The sequence below is a fragment of the Halogranum roseipondis genome (assembly GCF_059695585.1).
On record NZ_JBUEED010000008.1, the window covers coordinates 96458 to 115428 of the forward strand.

The following is an 18971-nucleotide window of genomic DNA, read 5'->3' on the forward strand; positions in this document are numbered from 1 at the left end:
CCCCGAACGCGTTTCGGTTCGGCATACGCCGACCGAGGACTCATTGTCTACACTCCCCAACTACGAGTCGAAGCGTTGACTCCGCTTCCGAGCGAGTGGCTCACGCCCTCGTCCACTCAGTCACCTCCACCAACGACCCCTCACCGCGCGACAGCGCGCCGGTCACGACGTACCGAGCGACAGAGACCGAGCGGACGAGCGAGGAGACCGCGGAACCCGACGAGCAGTTCGTCTGTCCGGAGTGTGGCGGTCAGTTGAGCACCGACGGCGCACACGGCGAGACGGTCTGTCAGGACTGTGGCCTCGTCGTCGACGAGGACGAGATCGATCACGGCCCCGAGTGGCGGGCGTTCGACTCCACAGAGAGAGATCAGAAGTCACGCGTCGGCGCGCCGACGACGAAGATGATGCACGACGAGGGACTGTCGACGAACATCGGCTGGCAGGACAGAGACGCCTACGGCAACTCCCTATCGAGCCGCCAGCGCGAGAAGATGCAGCGACTGCGGACGTGGAACGAGCGCTTCCGCACCCGCGACTCCAAGGAACGCAACCTCAAGCAGGCGCTCGGCGAGATCGAGCGGATGGGGTCGGCGCTCGGGCTCCCGAAGAACGTCCGCGAGACGGCCTCGGTGATCTACCGTCGCGCGCTGAGCGACGACCTGCTGCCCGGCCGCTCGATCGAGGCCGTGGCGACGAGTGCCATCTACGCGGCCGCGCGACAAGCGAATCTGCCGCGCACGATCGACGACGTCGCGGCCGTCAGCCGTGTCGACGCGATGGAGTTCAAACGCGCCTATCGGTACATCGTCCGCGAACTCTCCTTGGAGGTCGCCCCGCCCGACCCCGAGAACTACGTCGCCAAGTACGCCTCCGACCTCGACGCGAGCGACGAACTCGTGGAACGCACGCACGTCCTGCTTCGACAGGCGAAAGACGAGGGACTCCACAGCGGGAAGAACCCGGTCGGACTCGCCGCTGCGGCACTCTACGCGGCCGGCCTCCTCACCGGCGAGAGATACACTCAAGGCGAGATCTCGGACACCACGAACATCAGTGAGGTCACGATCCGCAACCGGTATCCGGAGTTACTCGAAGCCGAAGGGACGCGCCGACCGTAGCGACGACTCGCTGTGAGCGTCCCGTCTCGGCACTTCCTCCAACGGTCGAAAGCCGCTTTCGTGAGTAGACGTGTCAGGACTCGATCTTCTCTACGATCTGTCTCGCCTGCTCTCGCGCTTTCTCTTCTCCGGCGCTCTTCTTGACGAGAACGCTCGCGATCTTCCAGTCGTCGCCGTCTTCGAGCTTTCCAGTCCGAACTTCGGCACCGTCCGAAACCGACTGTGCCGCCTCTTCTGCCCAGTCGGGTGTCCGAATGGTGTCGAACTCGTCTTCGTCTCTGAACTCCAGGTGGTAGTAGTCGTCTCCCTCTCCGACGGTGTTGATGTCAGGGATGTCTCCCATACGAGAGAGAACTGACGCATCGGCAAAGTTCGTTCTCCTTGCACAGCAAGGCCGCACCGAGCTCGCACCTCCGAGACGCTTCTGGTCGCCCGGACACTTATCCCACCGCCGTTCGTAGCGGACGTCACGATGAGTGACTCCGAGCAGCCGCTCGACGGGACCCGCATCGCCATCCTCCTCGCGCCGCGAGGAACCGAAGAGATCGAGTTCACCGAACCGCAACAGGCCGTCTCCGAAGCGGGAGCCGACGTCGACGTCGTCGGAAGCGAGACCGGCGAAGTCCAGACGCGGAACGACGACCTCGAACCCGGCGAGTCGTTCGAAGTCGAACGGGCGTTCTCGGACGTCGCTGCCGACGACTACGACGGCGTCGTCGTTCCGGGCGGGACCGTGGGAGCGGACACCCTCCGAGCCGACGAGGAGGCCGTCGAGTTCGTCGAGAACCACGTCGGAGACGGGAAACCGCTCGCGGCGATCTGTCACGGTCCGTGGGTACTCGTGGAGGCCGGCGTGACCGACGGCCGGACGTTGACCTCCTATCACAGCCTCCAGACCGACGTCCGGAACGCGGGCGGCGAGTGGGTCGACGAGGAAGTGGTGACGGACGACGGCGTGGTGACGAGTCGGAACCCCGACGATCTGTCGGCGTTCTGTGAGACGCTCGTCGACGAGTTCGCCGCTCGATAACAGCCGAACGCCGGGGAGACTCGACTCCCTACCTCCGACCGCGGTCGCCGTCCTCTCAGCTCTCGTCCTCGTCTAGCGCCTCGCTCGCGCTCCGGTTGCCGTACTGTTCGCTCCCGACGATCTCCGCTCTGACCGTCGCGACGACCGCCTGTCGGACGCCCGCCGCCGACTCGAACTGCTCCTCCTCCTCGAAACTCTCTAGTACCTGTCGGAAAGTGAGCTCCCCCCGCGAGTGTTCGACGACGCGTTCGCCGTATTCCGCTCTGAGGTCGCTTCGGGTCGCCGGGTAGTCGTGCGACTCGAGCTCTCGTTCGAGCCGGTCGAACTCGACGTCCGGACCCGCGTCGACGTCGCTGTCTGTGTCGGTCATGCGCGTACCCCATCGTGCGTCGTCCCCAAATCAGTTCTGTCCGTTCGGTCGATCGGTCGTCCCGACGGACTGCGACCGTTCGGATCACTCGACCCTACCTGTGCTATCAGTTAAGACGGCCCTTGTTATACAGCCACAGCGTACATGTACTGTTACAGAGTTACGCTTGTAAACACCGCGGATGGGGGAGTCGTAACTGGTCACCGAGAGCGCTATCGTAGCTCGTGCACCTGTCTCCACAGCCGACCGCACGACAGCGGCCGGTTGGGTGTGTGATGACTTGCACTCTCTACGATAGTCGTCGACCGCGTCAGCGTCCGCTCGGATTGCGTGTTGGAGAGGCCGACCGTTCCGTCAGAAAAAGTAGGGTGTGCGGGAGGCGACGTGACCTGCTCACCGCGACTGTCGCAGTCGGACCGTTCGAGTCGTCGTCGTCCCAGCCGAGCTTGATGTCTCCGTTCGAGCTTCGTGTTGAACTCGGTGAGACTCTCGTCCGCGTCAGCGTCCTGCTCGTCGATCGTGCGGTTGGAGAGGCCGACCGTTCCGTCGCTGGTCGACCGGAGGCGACGTCTGCTCACCGCGGCTGGCCTGTCGCAGTCGACCGCGTCAGCGTCCGCTCGGATTGCGTGTTGGAGAGGCCGACCGTTCCGTCGTGCGGGAGGCGACGTCTGCTCACCGCGACTGTCGAGTCGGACCTGGTCGTCGTCGTAGGAGTCGACGTGTTCGCTCTTGAGTTCGTTCGAGTCGTCGTCGTCCCAGCCGAGCATGTCTTTCACCTTGTCGGTGAGACTCTCGTTCTCCTCGCGGTCGACGGTCGCACGGTCGTCGTGCACGTCGCTGATAGTGCCGATGCGGTCGCCGTCTGCGGTTACGACGGATTTGTTCCGGTCGTCGTCGGTGAAGTTTCGAGCCATTGCGATCCGTAGTTCGTCCGGCCGGAGGAGAGTCTAATTGCCTGCACTTCCCGGGTGTTTATACGTCGGCAGGACGGCCGAGCGTTCAGTGTGCGTTTGCGGAACTGCCTTCGTGGCCCCCAGAGCTATATCGCTCCCACTCGACCAACCAGTCGTGACGACGAACGAGAGCGGCTCTGTTCCCGATACGGTCGTGGCCGTCTTCCGGCTCCCCATGGCTGGGGTAGCGCTGTCCGACGCCGCTCGACAGGCGCCCGAGATGTACTTCCGCTTCGAGCAAGTCGCCCTCTGCGACACCGCAAACGGCGTCCCCGTCTGGATCGGTGGACACGACCGAGAGCGGCTCGAAGCGGCGCTCGAATCGGACTCCTCGCTCGATGCGTTTACCTACCTCTATCGGAACGACGACGAGTTGCTCTACGAGTTGGCGTTCGAGTCGGAGCAGCAGCGTCTCCAGCAGTTCATCTTCGAATGCGGTGGCTCGATTCTGAACGCTCACGGCGACGACGGCACGTGGAGACTGACGGTACGGTTCCCGTCGCGGGACGATCTCTCGGACGCGTACGAGTCGATGACCGAGTTCGACACCGACGTCGACATCGACAAGATCAAGACGAACCCGAGTGCCGCCCACCGACCCGAACTCTCGGACGCCCAGTACGAGGCACTCGTGTCGGCACTCGAGCTCGGCTACTTCGAGGTTCCGCGACGCGTCACACTCGAAGAACTCGCGGCCGAACTCGACATCTCGCATCAGGCCGCCTCCGAACGACTCCGGCGCGCACAGAAACGGGTGTGTTCCTCGATCTTCCGTCGTTCCTCACCCGACGTCGACGAACGCGACGACGTGCAGAACGAACGCGACGACGTGCAGAACGAACGCGAACCGGCGTGAACGGCGCTCCCGACAGAGAGTCCGTCGTCTCACGTTCGTTGCACCCGCGGAACGAACGTACCACGGCCACCACGGTTATTGACCTCACTAGTGAACGGCCGCTAGATGCCCATGTTTCCCGAAACACCTTCCGACGACCCCGGTTCGGATTCACGGCTGTCGACGCTGCTGACCGAGGGTTTCGTCAACGGGCTGAAAGCCGGACTCGTCGCGACGCTCGTGATGTCCGCCTACCGGATCCCGGCCGCTAGGTCGCCACCGCCGACCGCCCACTTCTGGGCAAAGTTCGTCGGCGGCGGCGACCCCGAGCAGTATCCGGTGGTCGGACTCGTCCTCCATCTCGCGTACGGGGCCGGCGGCGGCGGTGGCTTCGGTTCGCTGCTGGCGCTGTCGTTCGCGACGCCGGCCGACAGTCGGGAGCACGAGCGGTTGAGTACCTTCTGTGGCGTGTTGTTCGCTCTCGTGCTCGCGAAGTTCGGCGCGGCGGTGATCCTCGCTCGCGTCCTCGACCTCGAATTGGACGCGGACGAACGGTTCGTCTTCGACGTGAGCCACGTCGTCTACGGGTTGACGCTGGGGACGTGGTACGGCGCTCACGCGTAGGCGTACTTCCTCGTCGTTCTATCTCAACCGATCGCCCCGACGAACGGCAGTCACGGTCGATATCGGAACGAGCGTCGCGAGAGCGCCGACATATCTGCGCGGTTCTGCGACGGAACGGTAGAGAAACGGTGACGAGCACTGCCTGTGTCGGGTTGGTGGTCCGGAGGGGTTTCGTCCGCCGAGGCTTCACGTGCCGGCTCTTCGGGTTCGTCTGCTGACTCGTCGTTCGCTCTCTCGGTCGTGTCGACGTCGATGAACCGGGCCCGGACCTCGTCTACGAGATCGCTGAACGCTTTGTCCGAGGCTTGGTCGTCCTGCTTCGTCTCTTCGTTCTGCTCTCCAGCGTCGGCCGGTTCGGTGGTCGCGTCGGACGTGTCGTCCGCACGTTCACCTTCGTCGTCCGCACGTTCACCTTCGTCGTCCCCTCCGTTCTCGACGTCCTCCGGTTCGGTCGAATCCTCTCCAGTCTCGGCTTCTTCCTGTGAGGCGAATTCGCTCACGTCCGCTAGCTGTCGCCACTGCTGTTCGTCGCTCAACTCCGCCCAGTTCTCGTCAATGCGCTTCAGTTCGAGGAGTTGATGCAGGCGAAGAACTGACTCGGTCGACGCATCGTCGACCAGTTCGGGGACGTCGGTGGGGTCGACGGTGTCGGGCACGTCGTCGACGTCGACAGAGTCAAACAAGTCAGAGAAAGTGGACTCCTCGGCGATGGTTCGAGCCTCCTCGAGCAGTTCGTGAAGCTCCTCTCTCTCACTGTCCGTGAACGTTTCCGGTTCGTCGGCGTTGCCGTCGCCGATGGATTCGAGTCGCTCTCTGATCTCGGCGAGCAACGTCTCGACGTCGGAGTTGGTTTCGGTCATGGTTGTTGGAACCGCTCAGCCCTGGTTCGTCTGGTCCAGCCGCGTCGGGTTTGATTCGAGCGAGCCGTTCGAGAGGGACAGAGTTTCTCCTCGTAGGGAACCCCCTCTCCCGGGTCGCTCTCAACTCTCGCTCTCTCCGAACTGCTCGACCAGCTTGTCCTCCATCTCGTCACGGCTCAGGTTCGCCTTGACGCCGACGTCTTTCGCGATCGACTGGAGGTCTTGATACGACATCTTCGACAAGAGGTCTCGATACGCTTCTGCTTTCAGGTCGCTACTTAGCTCCGACGGAAGGTCAGCGGCATCGCTGACGTCGAGGGAGTCGGTGTCGGCTTCGTCTGTTTCGGAGTCAGTGTCGGCTTCGTCTGTTTCGGAGTCAGTGTCGGTTTCGTCTGTCTCGGCGTCAGTGTCGGCTTCGTCTGTCTCGGCGTCCGGCTCGTCGGTCTGGCGTTCCTCCCACTCGAGGAGTTTCTCTTCTACCACCGACCGAAAGCCACTCGTCTCTGACGCCTCTCGGGCGGCCGTCGTGACGGCGGTTCGGAGCCTCTCTCCCCGTTGAGTCGCCGACTTCGAGCTTTCAGCGGTGCTGGAACTGCCGCCCGTCATCTTCTCGCTGACCAGACGTCCCGCTAGCCGGCCAAGCCGCCGACCGAGGAGTGCTCCGAGCTTCCGTCCGACTTGCTGACCGAACTGTTTGCCGTCGACCTGTTCGGCGAGCGATTCGTCTGAGAGGAGGTCGCCGACGGAGAGTTGGTCGTCTAGTTCGTCTCGGACTACCTGCTTCAACTCCGTCTTGTCGGACTCGTCGGTCATACGTTCCTCCTCCGCGTCTGGTGGTCGTACTCGTGGTCGTCGTCTCTTGATCCGATCCTCATGTCTCGTTCCCCTCCTCCGAGTCGTCCGTCACCTCCGACTCCGCCTCCGTTTCTCCTTCTTGGGTAGTGGCGTCCTCGTCCGCTGACGAACTCTCGTTCTCGGCTTCGTCGGATTCGCTTTCGGAGCTGTCACCGAGGACGTCTCCGAAGAGCGCCTTCCCGACGAGTACCCCACACTGCTCGCCCACTCGACGACCGACGACTTCGCCGACTCTTCCCCCGAGGACCTCGCCGAGCGAATCGTCGTCGTCGAGCTTCCCTTCGAACTCCGTGTCCGCGAGCAGTTCGTCTCTGTCGATTCCGTCGACGACGTTCGAGAGACCGTCGGTCACACCTTTCGAGTCGTCACTCATCATTCGTCTCCGCTTTCGCTACTCTCTGTCCCACCCATGAGTTGCTCGAAGAGCTCCTTGACGAAGGCCGTGAGCAGTTCCTCGAGTGGGAGCTCATCGACGATCTCGTCGAACGTATCGCGAAGTCCGTCGGCGAACTTGTCGATGCCGGTCTCGGAGTCCTCCGACCCGTCACCGCCGAACCCGAGCAGCCCTCCCAGAAGACTGCCGCCACCGAGCAGATCCCCGAGCGACCCACCGTCGAGGAGACCGGCGACGGCCGACAGGAGGTTCCCCAGCAAGCGATCGTCGCCAGGGACGGCGCTCACGTCGAGGACGACCTCGTTCAGGTCGACCTCCAGCCCGAGAAGGTCGAGAAACAGCCCTTCGAGATCGAGGAATAGGACTGTCGAACCCTCTTCTTCCGCCTCTCCGGTGTCTTCGCTCTCCGACGATTCGCCGTCACCCGTCTCTTCCGACTCTTCGGTGTCTTCGCTCTCCGACGATTCGTCGTCACCGGTTTCTTCCGTCTCTTCGGTGTTCTCTCCTTCCTCCTCTGTCGCCTCCGACTCCTCGGACTCGTCGTCGGCAGACTCTTCGTCACTCTCCTCCCCACCGTCGGTCATCAGACGCACAGCCGTCGGCCCTGCAGATTCCATCGCGTCTCCGTTCTCGGCCAACTCACGAAAGCGATACTGGGGGTCGTCACCACTACGGCTCTGTTCGGGAGACATGCACTAACTACTGCCAGAGGTAGATGTTTATTATTGATGGCCATGCCGACGCTGTTTCCGAACAAGCGGCCGACTGCACGAGGGTCGTCACTCCCGAGATCTCACGTGGTAACTGCGAGCTCGACCACGAGACAACTGATGGACGGAGATAAGACGTCTGCGGCGCAATTTATTCCAACCCTCATAGAAAAAGATGACATGGAGTGGCTCAAAGCTGCACTCATCGCACTCCTCGCTGGCGCATCGATCGGAGCAATCCTCTCTGTCGCCGATCTTCCCAGTCCGGCACCGAAAGAGTCGCTCGGCGTCGTCGCCGGTGCCTTCACGCTCTGTGGGATGTCTCTCGGTCACGCCGCGGTGAACAGCTACTTCTAGAGGGAGACCAGTCCCGCGACACCGTCGTCGGGTACGGATGGATCTTCTCGACCACGTCTCCGAAGTGTCGACTGCCGCTGCACTGAGGGTTTGAGACGCCGTTCGACAGTCAGTTCGAGTACGTCCACGTATCGTCTCCGGTTCGCTGGACGGCAGGTAACTCGTCGAGCAGTCGCTCGGCGAGTCTCCGCGCCGCGGCCCCACATCCTTCTTCGATCTCTCGAGCCGTGACGCTCCCCTGGTCGGAGACGACCCTGAAGGCACACGAGAGCTGTTCTGCCTCCGTGTCGTTTGCCGTCACCCGTTCGATCGCGTGCTTCCCGCTTCCGAACGCCGCGACGTCGTCGGAGAGTCTCGTCCGACCGTCGTCCGGGTCGTCTGCGTCGGAAGCGTTAGACCGGTACCGCCACGTGCCGTCTCTCTCCGTCGTGGTGACACCTGGTACGGCGGCGAGTCGGTCGGCGACGAGGCCGTCCCACCACTCCCGACGGTCAGTTCGTCCTGCCGGTCGCTCGCTGTACACCGCGTCGACGATCTCTGCGGCCGTCACCTCTCCCCAGTAGCGGAGGAACGTGAACGACCGTCGAACAGCATCCTTCGAAGCGGGGTCGGCGTCGAACTCGTCGATCGTGCGCTCGACATCGGGCGGGAGGTCGCCTGCGTGGCCGCTCGGGTCGTCGGTCCGCGACTCGAGCACTCGCCGACCGCTCTCGGTGAGTCGATACTCGTCGTTCTCCGTCTGTTCTACGAGGCCGTTGTCCGCCAACGCCTCGAAGCGCGCCGTCGTCGACGGAGCCTCGCCGTCTATCGTGTCGGTCGAGGGGTCGTCTGTCGCTACAGCGGTCGAGTGCTCACCGTCCACCACCTCGGACGAGGCGTCGACTCGTCTCTCTGCCGCGAGCCGTTCGAGCAGCGCGTACTCCCGCTGGGTGAGTGTGAGGTCGACCATCGTGTCCGTCGCTACTTTCTGAACGCACAAATGTCTACTTGCAACGGCCTTTCGTTCGCCGACGTCCGTTCGTGGCCTGCTGTGGGTTTATGCGTGTGGGTCGTCTGGGTCGAACTAGACGCGAACTCGGTGACACTCCAGATGGACGAGAACACACAGCGGACAGCGGCGCTCGACGGGACGCAACGATCGCTCTGGCTCGAGACGACCCCATCGACCGCGTACGACGCGCTCGCCGACGGCGAACGGATCTCCGTCGACACGGTCGTCGTCGGCGGCGGAATCGCGGGGATCACCACGGCGACGAAACTCTCCGAGGCCGGGCAGTCGGTCGCGCTCGTCGAACGAGACCGGATCGCGTCGGGCGTGACCGGTCGGACGACGGCAAAGATCACGTCGCTCCACGGGCTCAGATACGACTATCTGGCCGACCGGTTCGGACTCGACGTCGCTCGCCTGTACGCCGAGGCGAACGAGGCAGCGATCGACGACATCGAGTCGACCGTCGACGAGTACGACGTCGACTGCGGGTTCGAACGGATGCCGGCGTACACGTACGTCGACTCGGCGGACGGGGTGGACGACGTCCGGACGGAGGCGCAGACGGCCAGCCACCTCGATTTGCCCGCCTCGGTCGTCGACGCCTCGTCTCTCCCGTTCGAAGGCGAGTCGGGAGTTCGCTTCGACGACCAGGCGGTGTTCCACCCGCGCGCGTACCTCCTCGAACTCGCAGACCGGTTCGCGAGCGGACCGGAGAGCTATCTGTTCGAACGGACGACGGTGACGGACGTCGACGCGGGGACCCCGTGTACCGTCTCGACCGACCGCGGGTCGATACAGGCGGACGACGTCGTCGTGGCGACGCACTTCCCCGTGGTCGACAAGGGGGTCTACTTCGCCCGGATGGAGCCGAAACGGTCCTACATCCTCGCCGTGCGCGTCGCCGAGCACCCACCTGATGGGATGTACTACCGCCACGGCGACCCGACTTTCTCGGTCCGGCCGGTTCCCGATGCGGACCGACTGGTGTTGGTCGGCGGCCAGGGACACCGCACCGGCGACGGCGGTAGTACGACCGAACGGTACCGACGGCTGGAGCGACAGGCGCGAAGCGCATTCGACGTCGAATCCGTCGAGTATCGGTGGTCGACACAGGACTTCGCGTCGGTCGATCGGATCCCGTTCGTCGGTCGCCAGTCGCCGGTCACGGACCATCTGTACGTCGCCACCGGATTCGGAGGCTGGGGGATGACCGGTGGGACCGCTGCCGGGATGTTGCTGGCGGACCTCGTCCGTGGCCGAGAGCACGAGTGGCAGCGACTCTACCACCCGAGTCGACTCTCGCTTAGAGCGTCGGCGGACACGTTCGTCTCCCACAACTGCCACACGATGGAACACTACATCGAGGACTACGTCACCGATCGCCCGACGGCGGGTCCGGTCGACCTCGAACCCGGAGAGGGGACGGTCGTCGAGACGGACGACGGGCCGGTCGGCGTCTCCCGCGACGAGAGTGGAGAGTATCGAACCGTCTCCGCCATCTGTCCGCACATGGGGTGTCTCGTCGAGTGGAACGACGGCGAACGGAGTTGGGACTGTCCGTGTCACGGCTCTCGGTTCGACGCCGACGGCGAGGTGCTCAACACCCCCGCCGTCGAGGAACTCCCACAGCGGAACTATCCGAGTCGACCCGACGACCGGAACGGCTGACACCGTTCGCGGGAGTTCGTCGTCCCGTCGCCGCGAGCCGATTCGTGCAGGGCCAGAAGACCTAATCGTCGCCCTCGAGTAGCCGTCGTCCGTGAGGATTCTTCGATGCCAATAGATGCAACCGTCTATCACGGACCACACGAGATGGAAGTCGAGGAGATCGAGGAACCGGAGATAGAGAGCCCCAACGACGCGATCGTCGACATCACGACGACCGCCATCTGCGGGTCGGACCTCCACATGTACGAGGGACGGACGACCATCGACGAGGGACGGTCGTTCGGCCACGAGATCATGGGCGTCATCGAGGAGGTTGGCGACGGGGTCGAGAGCTTCGAACCCGGCGACCGCGTCGTCCTGCCGTTCAACATCGCCTGCGGCTACTGTCGGAACTGCGTCGACAACTACACCGCCTTCTGTCTGAACGCCGATTCGGACACGCCCGGCGGCGTCTACGGCTACGCGATGATGGGGCCGTATCAGGGCGGACAGGCGGAGAAAGTGCGCGTCCCGCACGCCGACTTCAACGCGCTCTCGCTCCCCGACGACGGACACGAGGAGGACTTCATCATGCTGGCGGACGTCTTCCCGACGGGATGGCACGGCTGTGAACTCGCCGACCTTCAGTCCGGCGAGTCGGTCGTCGTCTACGGTGCGGGGCCGGTCGGGCTGATGGCCGCCTACAGCGCCAAACTCAAGGGTGCGTCCGAGATCTACGTCGTCGACCGCGTCGAGAGTCGCCTCGAGTTGGCCGAAGAACACTGCGACGCGACGACCATCAACTTCGAGGAGGAAGACCCCGTCGAACGTGTCACCGAGGAACACGGGGGGATGGTCGACAAGGGGGTCGACGCAGTCGGGTATCAGGCTATCGACGGCGGCCGACACGGTCACGGCGCCTACGACCCACAGCGTGAGAACCCCTCGGAAGTGATCAACGACCTCATCGGGACCGTTCGCCCGACCGGGAAGGTCGGCATCGTCGGGGTATACTTCTCCTCGGACCCCAACCCGCCGGACCACATCGACGAACCCGGCGAACTCAGCGTGAACTTCGGCAAACTGTTCGAGAGCGGTCTCCGCGTCGGAACCGGCCAGTGCGACGTCAAGCGCTACGACCGGCAACTTCGCGAGATGATCGTCGAGGGTCGCGCGGAACCGGGGTTCATCGTCTCGCACGTCGAACCGCTGGAGAAGGCACCCGAGATGTACGAACGATTCGACGAACGCGAAGAGGGCGTCACGAAGGTGCTGTTGAAACCCTGACGGCGACGGCCCCTCGCTTGGTTCGTAGAGAGCGGCGGTGAGACGACGGTGTCGCGCTCGCTCCGCCCGGCGTGACGTCCACTCACCAAGCCGTGCCTATCCCGGAAGCGAATCCTCTAATCGATCAGAAATAAGACAGTATAGAAGTCGCCGTCGAACGCGACCGATGACGGGATAATGTTCGAACAAATTGCAATACTGTGAACGAGACAATCTTGCCACGTCGTGAGGCGACCGATACTCGTCTTCAGTTATGGGCCCCGGTTCGAGTCCGCTCTCGATCCAGTAGTCGGTTCATACCGTCGCAAAAGCTCTGAAATGCCTTCAAACGGTTGTGTTATTGAGGAGGGCAGAAAGCATCCGACTGTAGTAGCCTTTCCATACCACTCTTCTCCACGTCACTCGCTGTCGTTTCTCGTTTGTACATTATTGGGAATGGAGAAAAATACTACTTCGAATATATGTTCGAAGGGTGTGGAAAAATACCCGAACTACATCACTTCCAGAAACGGTCACCGACTGCCTTTATTTCGCTTTCATTATTGGGAATACTATCCGAGGGTAATCGTATATCGAGCACCCGTAACTCGTGGCGTCTCTCGCCGGTCGCTTCGGCCGTTCCCGATGACCGACGTCGCACCGACCGCGAACGCTGCTAGAGGTCGAAGACGTCGAGGCCCGTCCGCTCGTCGAGTCGGTGAGTCAGCGGCGTCTCCCCGGTCGTGATCACGACCTCGAACGTCCCCGAGACGCGTGCGCCCGAACAGTGGCCACCGAGCGACTCGAACTCGCTGGTCGCGACTTGGATGTGCGTGTGTATCTTGTCCGGTCCGACGTTCCCCAGGAAGCTCGTCACCTCGAACTGACCCGTGAACTCCTCTTCGTTGTACTCCTGTTCGTCGACGTCGTAGTGACCGAGCGTGACGGTGTCGACGGCCCCGATCCCCGTCAAGAACCCGCTCTCGACGTCCAACTCGTCACGGACCGTTGCGAGTTCGTCTAACACCTGTTCGCCGGGGTCGAGTCTGACGACGATCCGATCGCCTTCGTCCACGTAGTCCATAGCCACGCGTCCCTTCCGACGGCACCACATACAGTCTTTCGCCCGTCAGATCGCTTGCCCGTCGATCACGGTTGTGCGATCCGACTGATCGACGAGGTTCGTCGCCCCCGTCGGCCTAAACCTACATTAGTGTGGGTAGTAGTAACACTAGACATGCCCGAGATCACCGTCTCGGAGGAGCTGTACAGACAGCTGGAGGCCGAATCGGAGGACGGAGATATCGAAGGACCGTTGTGGAAGATGGTAGCGTTGTACCGTCGGTCGCACCACCCCGAATCGGACACCGAGTGAACCGATAGACTGCGACCGGCGTCGACGTCTTCCGACTCGCAACTCGAGCGCTTTGTCGGTCCATGACGTACTGTCTCACGGTAGATCGATGTGTCACCACGAACGCTGATTCGTCGGAAGTGGAACGAGAGACAGCGGAACGCTCCCCGAAACCCGACGAGGACGCCGAGCAGCAGCGACCGGCCGAGGCGGAACCGCCCGCGGCAGACGATCGACTCGCCGGTGAAGTTCCGCTGCTCTGGCGTTCGTCTCCTCGGTTCTTCCGAACGACGACGTGCACAGAACGTGAGCAGCGTTGGCAATAATCAAGACGGTGGAACGCTTAGGGGGGAGCAAGATGTGCTCCAGCGAAGTACTCGTCCGTGACGACGGATTCAGCGAGGACGGAGAGCGGAGAGTTGCGCCGCGTGGATCCGAACGTATCGGGCGCGGGGGGAAGTAGGATGGCTACGACGAAGCGCGGTCGCCTGGTCCGCGAACCCGACACCGGCGAACGTCGCCAAGCGTGGGGGACCGTCGACGGAAACGAGCTCCGAGTGGACCCCGAGGACGCCGAGGCGCTCGTCGACGCGCTCAGCGTCGACCACGCCGGCTCGTTCAACCTGTTCTACCTGCTCCGCAAACACTACTGGACCGCCGAGGGTGCCGAACACGAGGAGGTCGCCGACTTCCTCGAGACGGCCTACAGACGCGTCCGCGCGATCAACGACGACATCGCCGTTCGCATCGTCGAACTCGGCGGGATCCCGCCGAACACGCCGCCGACCATCCAGGAGCACGCCGACGTTCACTTGGAGGCCGAAGACCTCTACGACCTCCGCGCCTCCCTGGAAGGCGATCTGGAGGGGTACGCGACGCTGATCGGCAGCGTCCGCGAACACGTCGAGCTCGCGGCACGACGGGGTGACCACGGTACGGCAGAGCGGCTGCAGACGCACCTCGTCGCGCTCGAACACGACGCCAGCGACCTCGAACAGCTCCTCGAAGCCGACACACTCGTCCGATCGGACGACGTCGAAGCCACTCGCGGACGACGTGATCCACCGAGTGAACCGCCCGAGGCGCCGCAGGCGGACGCCCCCCACCTCCGGCGACTCGATCCGACCCACGTCCGCCGGGAGTGGGACACCATCGCCGAGAACGCACTGCGACTCGATCAGGCCGCCGCCAGAGAGTTGGTGACGGCTCTCAACAGCGATCTCTCGGGGCTCTACATCCTGTTCAACCAGGTGCGTAAACACTTCTGGACGATCGAGGGTGCCGAACGGGGACAGATCGGTGCGTTCCTCGAAGACGCGGCCGACCGACTCTCCGACGCCACCGACGACCTCGCCATCAGGGTCCACGCACTCGGCGGCGTTCCGGTCTGTGGACCGATGGGGATCCGCAAGCACGCCTCGATGTCCATCGAGGCCGCCCACCGGTACGACGTTCGGTCGTCGCTCGGACGCGACCTCGAGGGGTACGCGACGCTCGTCGAACAGCTTCGGGAGCACGTCGAACTCTCGGACCGACTCGGTGACGAGGCGACGAGTGCGATCCTGCGTCTCCACCTCAAGACGCTCGAAGCGGACGCCAACACGCTCGAGCGGTATCTCGCCGACGACACGCTCGTCCGGCGTCGCTCGCTCGAGTAACCGTCTCTCCCCGCCCCCTGTTCCCTGTCTTCGGCGCTGACTGGCGACGAGCTCGTCCCGGCTCGACCACGAGTCGGACGACGACGCGATACGCGACTGACCTACCGCCTCTCGACGCGGGCGTCGTCTATCACCTGTATCTCGTCGGTCGTGTATCGCCACTCTTTGTCGTACTCCTCCGTCGTCACGAGATCGAACTCGCGGTTCCCGTTCGAGTCGTGGTAGACGGCCGCCCAGAGTCGCCGTGACTCCGCGATCGGTTCGTCGAGGCCGATCTCGATCCGTTCGTGGCTCCCGGCCTCGAGGAACGGCGAGACGCCGCGGACGGTCGGGAGCACCCCGTCGTCGCCGGTGAACGGTCGCCCGTCGTAGAGTACGACGAACCCACCTTCCGGAACGGTCGCCTCGTCGACGACGACACAGGCTCCGTCGGAGCGTTGGTCGGCGAACGTCACGCGCGCGCCCTCCGACGAGTCGCTGTCGTCCACTAGTATCATCAGCGCGTACCCCTCCTTCGCTAAGAAGGGCTTCGTCCCCATCTCGTCGCTCTGGGCGACGTGAAGTGAGTAGGTGCCCGCCGCTTCGGCCGTCGTCGTCGGCCCCTCGACCTCGACGACGTCGTGCTGCGGGTCGTACAGCGTCACCTCCCGGCTGAACAGGTCGACGGGCTCGGTGACCTCGTAGTCGATGGTGAGTTCGTCGCCCTCGGCGGCGTCGAACCGATACCAGTCGTGGTCGTAGCCGGCGAGGGTCGTCTCGACTGTCTCGCCCGGCGTCAGCGGCGTCGCGGTCGATCTGTGCTCGTTGGGCTCGTTCGGGCCGAGATCGACGGTCTCTACGACGAGCGTGTAGTCGGTGAACCCGCGGACCGATCCGTCTCTCCCTCGGACTCGGACGAAGTACGACCCGTCTCGCTCGGCGACGTCGGCACCGATCGCCGTCTCGATGGCGACGCAGTCGACGAAGTTGGCGACCGTCGAGTACGCGCCGAACGGACGATCCCGCGGCGTCTCCCCGATCTCGTCTCCGGCGGGGTCGAACAGCGCCATCTCGACGTCGCGGTTGTTCGCCAGGTCGTGAGCGGTCAGCTCGAGCTCGATCCCGTCTCCCGCTTCGGCGTCGAAGACGTACCAGTCGCTCTCGGCACCGACGACGACCCCGTCGACCGGTTCACCAGGAACGATCGCGGTCGCGCTCTCGCGGTCCCCGTTCGGTTCGTTGCAGTCGGCGGCGGCGACGTCGATCAGCACCGAGTAGGGGAGGTCACCCTCCAGCGACGCGATCCGCACCGTGTACGTCCCCGTCTCGGGGACCGTCTCCCCGATCGCGACCCGGGGGCAGTCGAACTCGGACACCCCGGTCGAGTCCAGTACGGTACCGTCGGGGGCACACAGGCTGATCGCTGCGCGTCGTTCGGTCCAGTCGTCACGGACGCGGAAGACGACGCTCACCGTCTCCGATCGCTCCAGGTCGATCGTGTACCAGACCGCCTCTCCGTCTTCGAGCGTTCCCTCGACTGTCGTTCCACCGTCGACCGTTCGAGCCGCTTCGGGTACGTCACCCGACTCCGCTCCGCCACCGGGTGGGGAACCGACCCAGTCGGTCCCGCCAGTTCCGAGGACGAACAGACCGCCGATGACGTCGCGTCGTCTCACGTGTCTCTCACCCCTAGTAGATAACCGTATCTCGTCCTAAGAGTCCTGTTGCCGAGAAATTATAATAGACGACCGTCGGAAACTCTGTCTCTTCCGTATATCGTCTGAACCCGTCGTCCGTGGCAGCCGTCTCACGTCGAGCACCTGGTCGCCGCTCGTTCGGCCCGGGATGCGTATTAGTATCTGTTCGACGTATTGACGCTATGGCACCGATCCCGACCGATTTCCAGGACCTGTTCGAGAAGCGGACGTTCGCCCATCTGGCGACGCTGTTGCCGGACGGGGGACCGCACGTCGCACCGGTGTGGATCGACTACGACGCTGCGTCGAACCGTCTGTTGGTGAACACCGAACGTGGCCGTCGCAAGGAGAAGAACGTCCGAAAGGACCCCCGAGTCGCGGTCAGTATGACCGATCCGGACGACCCCTACCGGATGCTGTCCGTCCGCGGCGAGGTCGACGACGTGACTACGGAGGGGGCACGCGACCACATCGACGAACTGACGAAGCGGTACATGGGACAGGAGGAGTACCCCAACCCGATCCAGACGGAACGCGTGCTCGTCTCGATCAGACCGGACCACGTCAGCCACTACGAACCGTAGCGCTACTCGCTCAGCTCGGCCAAGTAGGTGCGTCCCTCCGCCGTGATGTCGTACACGCCGGAGGACGTGTGACACGCGTAGCCGTCTGCTTGGAGGTCACAGCAGCGACGGTCGACCGTCGTGGGATGACAGCCGAGCACGTTCGCCAGCGAGCAGACGTCGATCGGACCCCCCTCGGCAAGCGCTATCAGCAGAGCCTCACTGGAGTCGGAGTCCATGGTACTGTTACACAATAACATGGAACAACTGGATATAATCGTTTGGGAACTCACCGACCGTGACATGGCATGACGCGCTCACGCCCGGCGTGACGGTCTCGTCGTTCGCCGCTCGGAGGGTGTTCGTCTCGACCCGAGACGGCTACTCGCCTCTCCGGTTTCGAGTGATGTCGTACACTCCGTGCGGATCCCACCGCTGGCCGGTTACTTTCTGGAAGACGTATCGGCGCGCGTCGTCGATGAACAACTGTCTCGATTCTCTGCTCATAATTGCACTTGTTGCTCCGTACACTAAAATAGTTTCCTTCACGAACGTTATGGCGAATATTTGCACACGGTTCTCGTATCGCCTCGTGTCGTCTACCACTCTCACGGAGCGGCGGTCCGTCGCCGTCGTCACCGATCTCGCCGACGTCGGAGTACGCACCGCTCCTCGGATCGACCCGTCGTTCGTCGAGCCACTCTTCTGGAAGGTGACTATCCCGGCCCGTATCTGCGACTCGGTAGCGAGATATCGCCGTCGCACTCGACTCCCTCGCTCGGAATCGGCAGGACCTGCTGTGACGAGTAGAACGCCTCGACACCATCGTGACGAGGTTAGTCACGACCACCGTCACCAACGACGTCGGCAACGGCTCTTTCGCAGACAAAAGAAAGTGGAATATCCTCGCTCGGAATATCTCGCCCGCGACAGAACGTACCGTGTCGGTTTCGCTCATTCGACGCGCTGGCGAGCCACTCGGCGAGCGGGCCGCTGTCGCGTGTCCGGCCGCGAAACGTCGGTCATGGGCAAGAGAAGTGACCAGTGAGCGCGGTCCTGAGAACCGATGACCAACACATTCTGAACCTGCGAGTATACGACGACATACGTACGACCGTCGTGTTCTGACCTACGTTCGGCATCGGCTGTCGTCTCGGTTCGGTTCGGTTCGACGTCGCCCGCCCGACGATCACTCGACAGCGGAACGTGCTCGAAGAGTCGCTCAGACTCTTTCAGCACGCGGTAGCGCGGAGCCTCCTTTCTCAACGAGCGTCGAAGACGCAAGTAGGGAGGAGAGGAAGCGCGTTTCGCAACAGTCAACACCGCCCACGTCAATCTATGACATACTGCCGTCCTCGCACAAGCCGGGGTCGGGAGGAGCCACCAGTAAACTGGCTCCTGTGGTGCGATTCCAACGCACCCCGTACTCGGGAACGACGACCGCGAACGGGTGGAAGTTCCGTCCCCTGATTGGGGGGAGAGCGTGAGAACACCGGAAATTAAATCGGCGGGACAATCCACAAAACGGGTCCGGTAAGTACGAACCGCAGCAACAACTCCGGTTCGTTGCCCACTTTGGGGACGGTAATAGGAAGCCGGGCCGCGTCCATGCATGGGGTCGCGGGACACAATGTCGTTACGGGAAAGCCCCGTCCTCAAGGAGTGACCGACCGCCGCAAGGCGGGAGAGAGCGAGTAGGGCGGGGTA

General features: G+C 63.4%; 22 protein-coding genes. 10 read left to right on the top strand and 12 right to left on the bottom strand.

The window, feature by feature from the left end; translation table 11 throughout:
• Nucleotides 1-95: 95 nt before the first annotated feature.
• Nucleotides 96-1121, top strand: a complete 1026-nt coding sequence (locus EOHIBHHM_RS24330) for a transcription initiation factor IIB (RefSeq protein WP_497259454.1) — start codon at nt 96-98, stop codon at nt 1119-1121.
• Nucleotides 1122-1194: 73 nt separating this feature from the next.
• On the opposite strand, the gene EOHIBHHM_RS24335 is transcribed toward EOHIBHHM_RS24330, so the two are convergent.
• Nucleotides 1195-1464, bottom strand: coding sequence for a hypothetical protein (locus tag EOHIBHHM_RS24335; protein WP_497259456.1), 270 nt, complete (start codon nt 1462-1464; stop codon nt 1195-1197).
• Nucleotides 1465-1593: 129 nt separating this feature from the next.
• On the opposite strand from EOHIBHHM_RS24335, the gene EOHIBHHM_RS24340 reads away from it, so the two are divergent.
• A complete protein-coding gene (locus EOHIBHHM_RS24340) occupies nt 1594-2151 on the top strand; it encodes a type 1 glutamine amidotransferase domain-containing protein (RefSeq protein WP_497259458.1) in 558 nt (185 codons plus the stop codon).
• A gap of 55 nt (nt 2152-2206) precedes the next feature.
• Here the strand turns inward: EOHIBHHM_RS24340 and EOHIBHHM_RS24345 are convergent, their stop codons facing one another.
• Nucleotides 2207-2521, bottom strand: a complete 315-nt coding sequence (locus EOHIBHHM_RS24345) for a DUF5789 family protein (RefSeq protein WP_497259459.1) — start codon at nt 2519-2521, stop codon at nt 2207-2209.
• 212 nt (nt 2522-2733) lie between these two features.
• Nucleotides 2734-3435: a DUF8593 domain-containing protein gene (locus EOHIBHHM_RS24350; RefSeq protein ID WP_497259460.1), complete on the bottom strand. Its 702-nt coding sequence runs from the start codon at nt 3433-3435 to the stop codon at nt 2734-2736.
• Nucleotides 3436-3589: 154 nt separating this feature from the next.
• Between EOHIBHHM_RS24350 and EOHIBHHM_RS24355 the strand changes: the two genes are divergently transcribed.
• A complete protein-coding gene (locus tag EOHIBHHM_RS24355; protein WP_497259462.1) occupies nt 3590-4330 on the top strand; it encodes a helix-turn-helix domain-containing protein in 741 nt (246 codons plus the stop codon).
• A 105-nt stretch (nt 4331-4435) separates the two neighbouring features.
• Nucleotides 4436-4933 (top strand): hypothetical protein, encoded by a 498-nt coding sequence (locus tag EOHIBHHM_RS24360; protein ID WP_497259464.1) that lies wholly within the window; start codon nt 4436-4438, stop codon nt 4931-4933.
• A 50-nt stretch (nt 4934-4983) separates the two neighbouring features.
• On the opposite strand, the gene EOHIBHHM_RS24365 is transcribed toward EOHIBHHM_RS24360, so the two are convergent.
• The 4 genes from EOHIBHHM_RS24365 to EOHIBHHM_RS24380 all read right to left on the bottom strand — a co-directional run bounded on the left by EOHIBHHM_RS24365 (nt 4984) and on the right by EOHIBHHM_RS24380 (nt 7734).
• Nucleotides 4984-5793: a hypothetical protein gene (locus EOHIBHHM_RS24365; RefSeq protein WP_497259466.1), complete on the bottom strand. Its 810-nt coding sequence runs from the start codon at nt 5791-5793 to the stop codon at nt 4984-4986.
• A gap of 120 nt (nt 5794-5913) precedes the next feature.
• Nucleotides 5914-6606 (bottom strand): hypothetical protein, encoded by a 693-nt coding sequence (locus tag EOHIBHHM_RS24370; protein WP_497259468.1) that lies wholly within the window; start codon nt 6604-6606, stop codon nt 5914-5916.
• Nucleotides 6607-6664: 58 nt separating this feature from the next.
• Entirely contained in the window at nt 6665-7021 is a 357-nt protein-coding gene (locus tag EOHIBHHM_RS24375; protein ID WP_497259470.1) for a hypothetical protein, read from the bottom strand.
• Nucleotides 7021-7734 carry a hypothetical protein gene (locus EOHIBHHM_RS24380; protein WP_497259472.1) on the bottom strand — a complete coding sequence of 238 codons (714 nt, stop codon included), beginning with the start codon at nt 7732-7734 and terminating at the stop codon, nt 7021-7023. Before EOHIBHHM_RS24380 ends, EOHIBHHM_RS24375 begins: the two co-directional genes overlap by 1 nt.
• Nucleotides 7735-7932: 198 nt before the next feature.
• Between EOHIBHHM_RS24380 and EOHIBHHM_RS24385 the strand changes: the two genes are divergently transcribed.
• On the top strand, nt 7933-8109 hold the full coding sequence (locus EOHIBHHM_RS24385) for a XapX domain-containing protein (RefSeq protein WP_497259474.1): 177 nt from the start codon (nt 7933-7935) through the stop codon (nt 8107-8109).
• Nucleotides 8110-8218: 109 nt separating this feature from the next.
• Here the strand turns inward: EOHIBHHM_RS24385 and EOHIBHHM_RS24390 are convergent, their stop codons facing one another.
• Nucleotides 8219-9058, bottom strand: a complete 840-nt coding sequence (locus tag EOHIBHHM_RS24390; RefSeq protein ID WP_497259476.1) for a hypothetical protein — start codon at nt 9056-9058, stop codon at nt 8219-8221.
• Nucleotides 9059-9199: 141 nt separating this feature from the next.
• On the opposite strand from EOHIBHHM_RS24390, the gene EOHIBHHM_RS24395 reads away from it, so the two are divergent.
• Both EOHIBHHM_RS24395 and EOHIBHHM_RS24400 read left to right on the top strand, forming a co-directional pair.
• Entirely contained in the window at nt 9200-10768 is a 1569-nt protein-coding gene (locus EOHIBHHM_RS24395) for an FAD-dependent oxidoreductase (protein WP_497259478.1), read from the top strand.
• A 105-nt stretch (nt 10769-10873) separates the two neighbouring features.
• Entirely contained in the window at nt 10874-12034 is a 1161-nt protein-coding gene (locus EOHIBHHM_RS24400; RefSeq protein ID WP_497259480.1) for a glutathione-independent formaldehyde dehydrogenase, read from the top strand.
• A gap of 655 nt (nt 12035-12689) precedes the next feature.
• On the opposite strand, the gene EOHIBHHM_RS24405 is transcribed toward EOHIBHHM_RS24400, so the two are convergent.
• Nucleotides 12690-13097 carry a PPC domain-containing DNA-binding protein gene (locus EOHIBHHM_RS24405; protein ID WP_497259482.1) on the bottom strand — a complete coding sequence of 136 codons (408 nt, stop codon included), beginning with the start codon at nt 13095-13097 and terminating at the stop codon, nt 12690-12692.
• Between the two features lie 153 nt (nt 13098-13250).
• On the opposite strand from EOHIBHHM_RS24405, the gene EOHIBHHM_RS24410 reads away from it, so the two are divergent.
• Together EOHIBHHM_RS24410 and dpsA are read left to right on the top strand one after the other, a co-directional pair.
• Nucleotides 13251-13388 carry a DUF8556 family small protein gene (locus EOHIBHHM_RS24410; RefSeq protein ID WP_497259484.1) on the top strand — a complete coding sequence of 46 codons (138 nt, stop codon included), beginning with the start codon at nt 13251-13253 and terminating at the stop codon, nt 13386-13388.
• 443 nt (nt 13389-13831) lie between these two features.
• On the top strand, nt 13832-15025 hold the full coding sequence (gene dpsA / locus EOHIBHHM_RS24415; protein ID WP_497259486.1) for a DNA starvation/stationary phase protection protein DpsA: 1194 nt from the start codon (nt 13832-13834) through the stop codon (nt 15023-15025).
• Between the two features lie 101 nt (nt 15026-15126).
• Here the strand turns inward: dpsA and EOHIBHHM_RS24420 are convergent, their stop codons facing one another.
• Complete coding sequence (locus EOHIBHHM_RS24420; protein WP_497259488.1) at nt 15127-16680, bottom strand: DUF7282 domain-containing protein; 1554 nt, start codon at nt 16678-16680, stop codon at nt 15127-15129.
• A 203-nt stretch (nt 16681-16883) separates the two neighbouring features.
• On the opposite strand from EOHIBHHM_RS24420, the gene EOHIBHHM_RS24425 reads away from it, so the two are divergent.
• Nucleotides 16884-17285: a PPOX class F420-dependent oxidoreductase gene (locus EOHIBHHM_RS24425; RefSeq protein WP_497259490.1), complete on the top strand. Its 402-nt coding sequence runs from the start codon at nt 16884-16886 to the stop codon at nt 17283-17285.
• 2 nt (nt 17286-17287) lie between these two features.
• Here the strand turns inward: EOHIBHHM_RS24425 and EOHIBHHM_RS24430 are convergent, their stop codons facing one another.
• Nucleotides 17288-17503: a hypothetical protein gene (locus EOHIBHHM_RS24430; protein ID WP_497259492.1), complete on the bottom strand. Its 216-nt coding sequence runs from the start codon at nt 17501-17503 to the stop codon at nt 17288-17290.
• Nucleotides 17504-17645: 142 nt separating this feature from the next.
• The gene (locus EOHIBHHM_RS24435; protein WP_497259494.1) at nt 17646-17771 is read right to left on the bottom strand and encodes a hypothetical protein; all 126 of its coding nucleotides are present in this window, start codon (nt 17769-17771) and stop codon (nt 17646-17648) included.
• Nucleotides 17772-18971: the final 1200 nt, after the last annotated feature.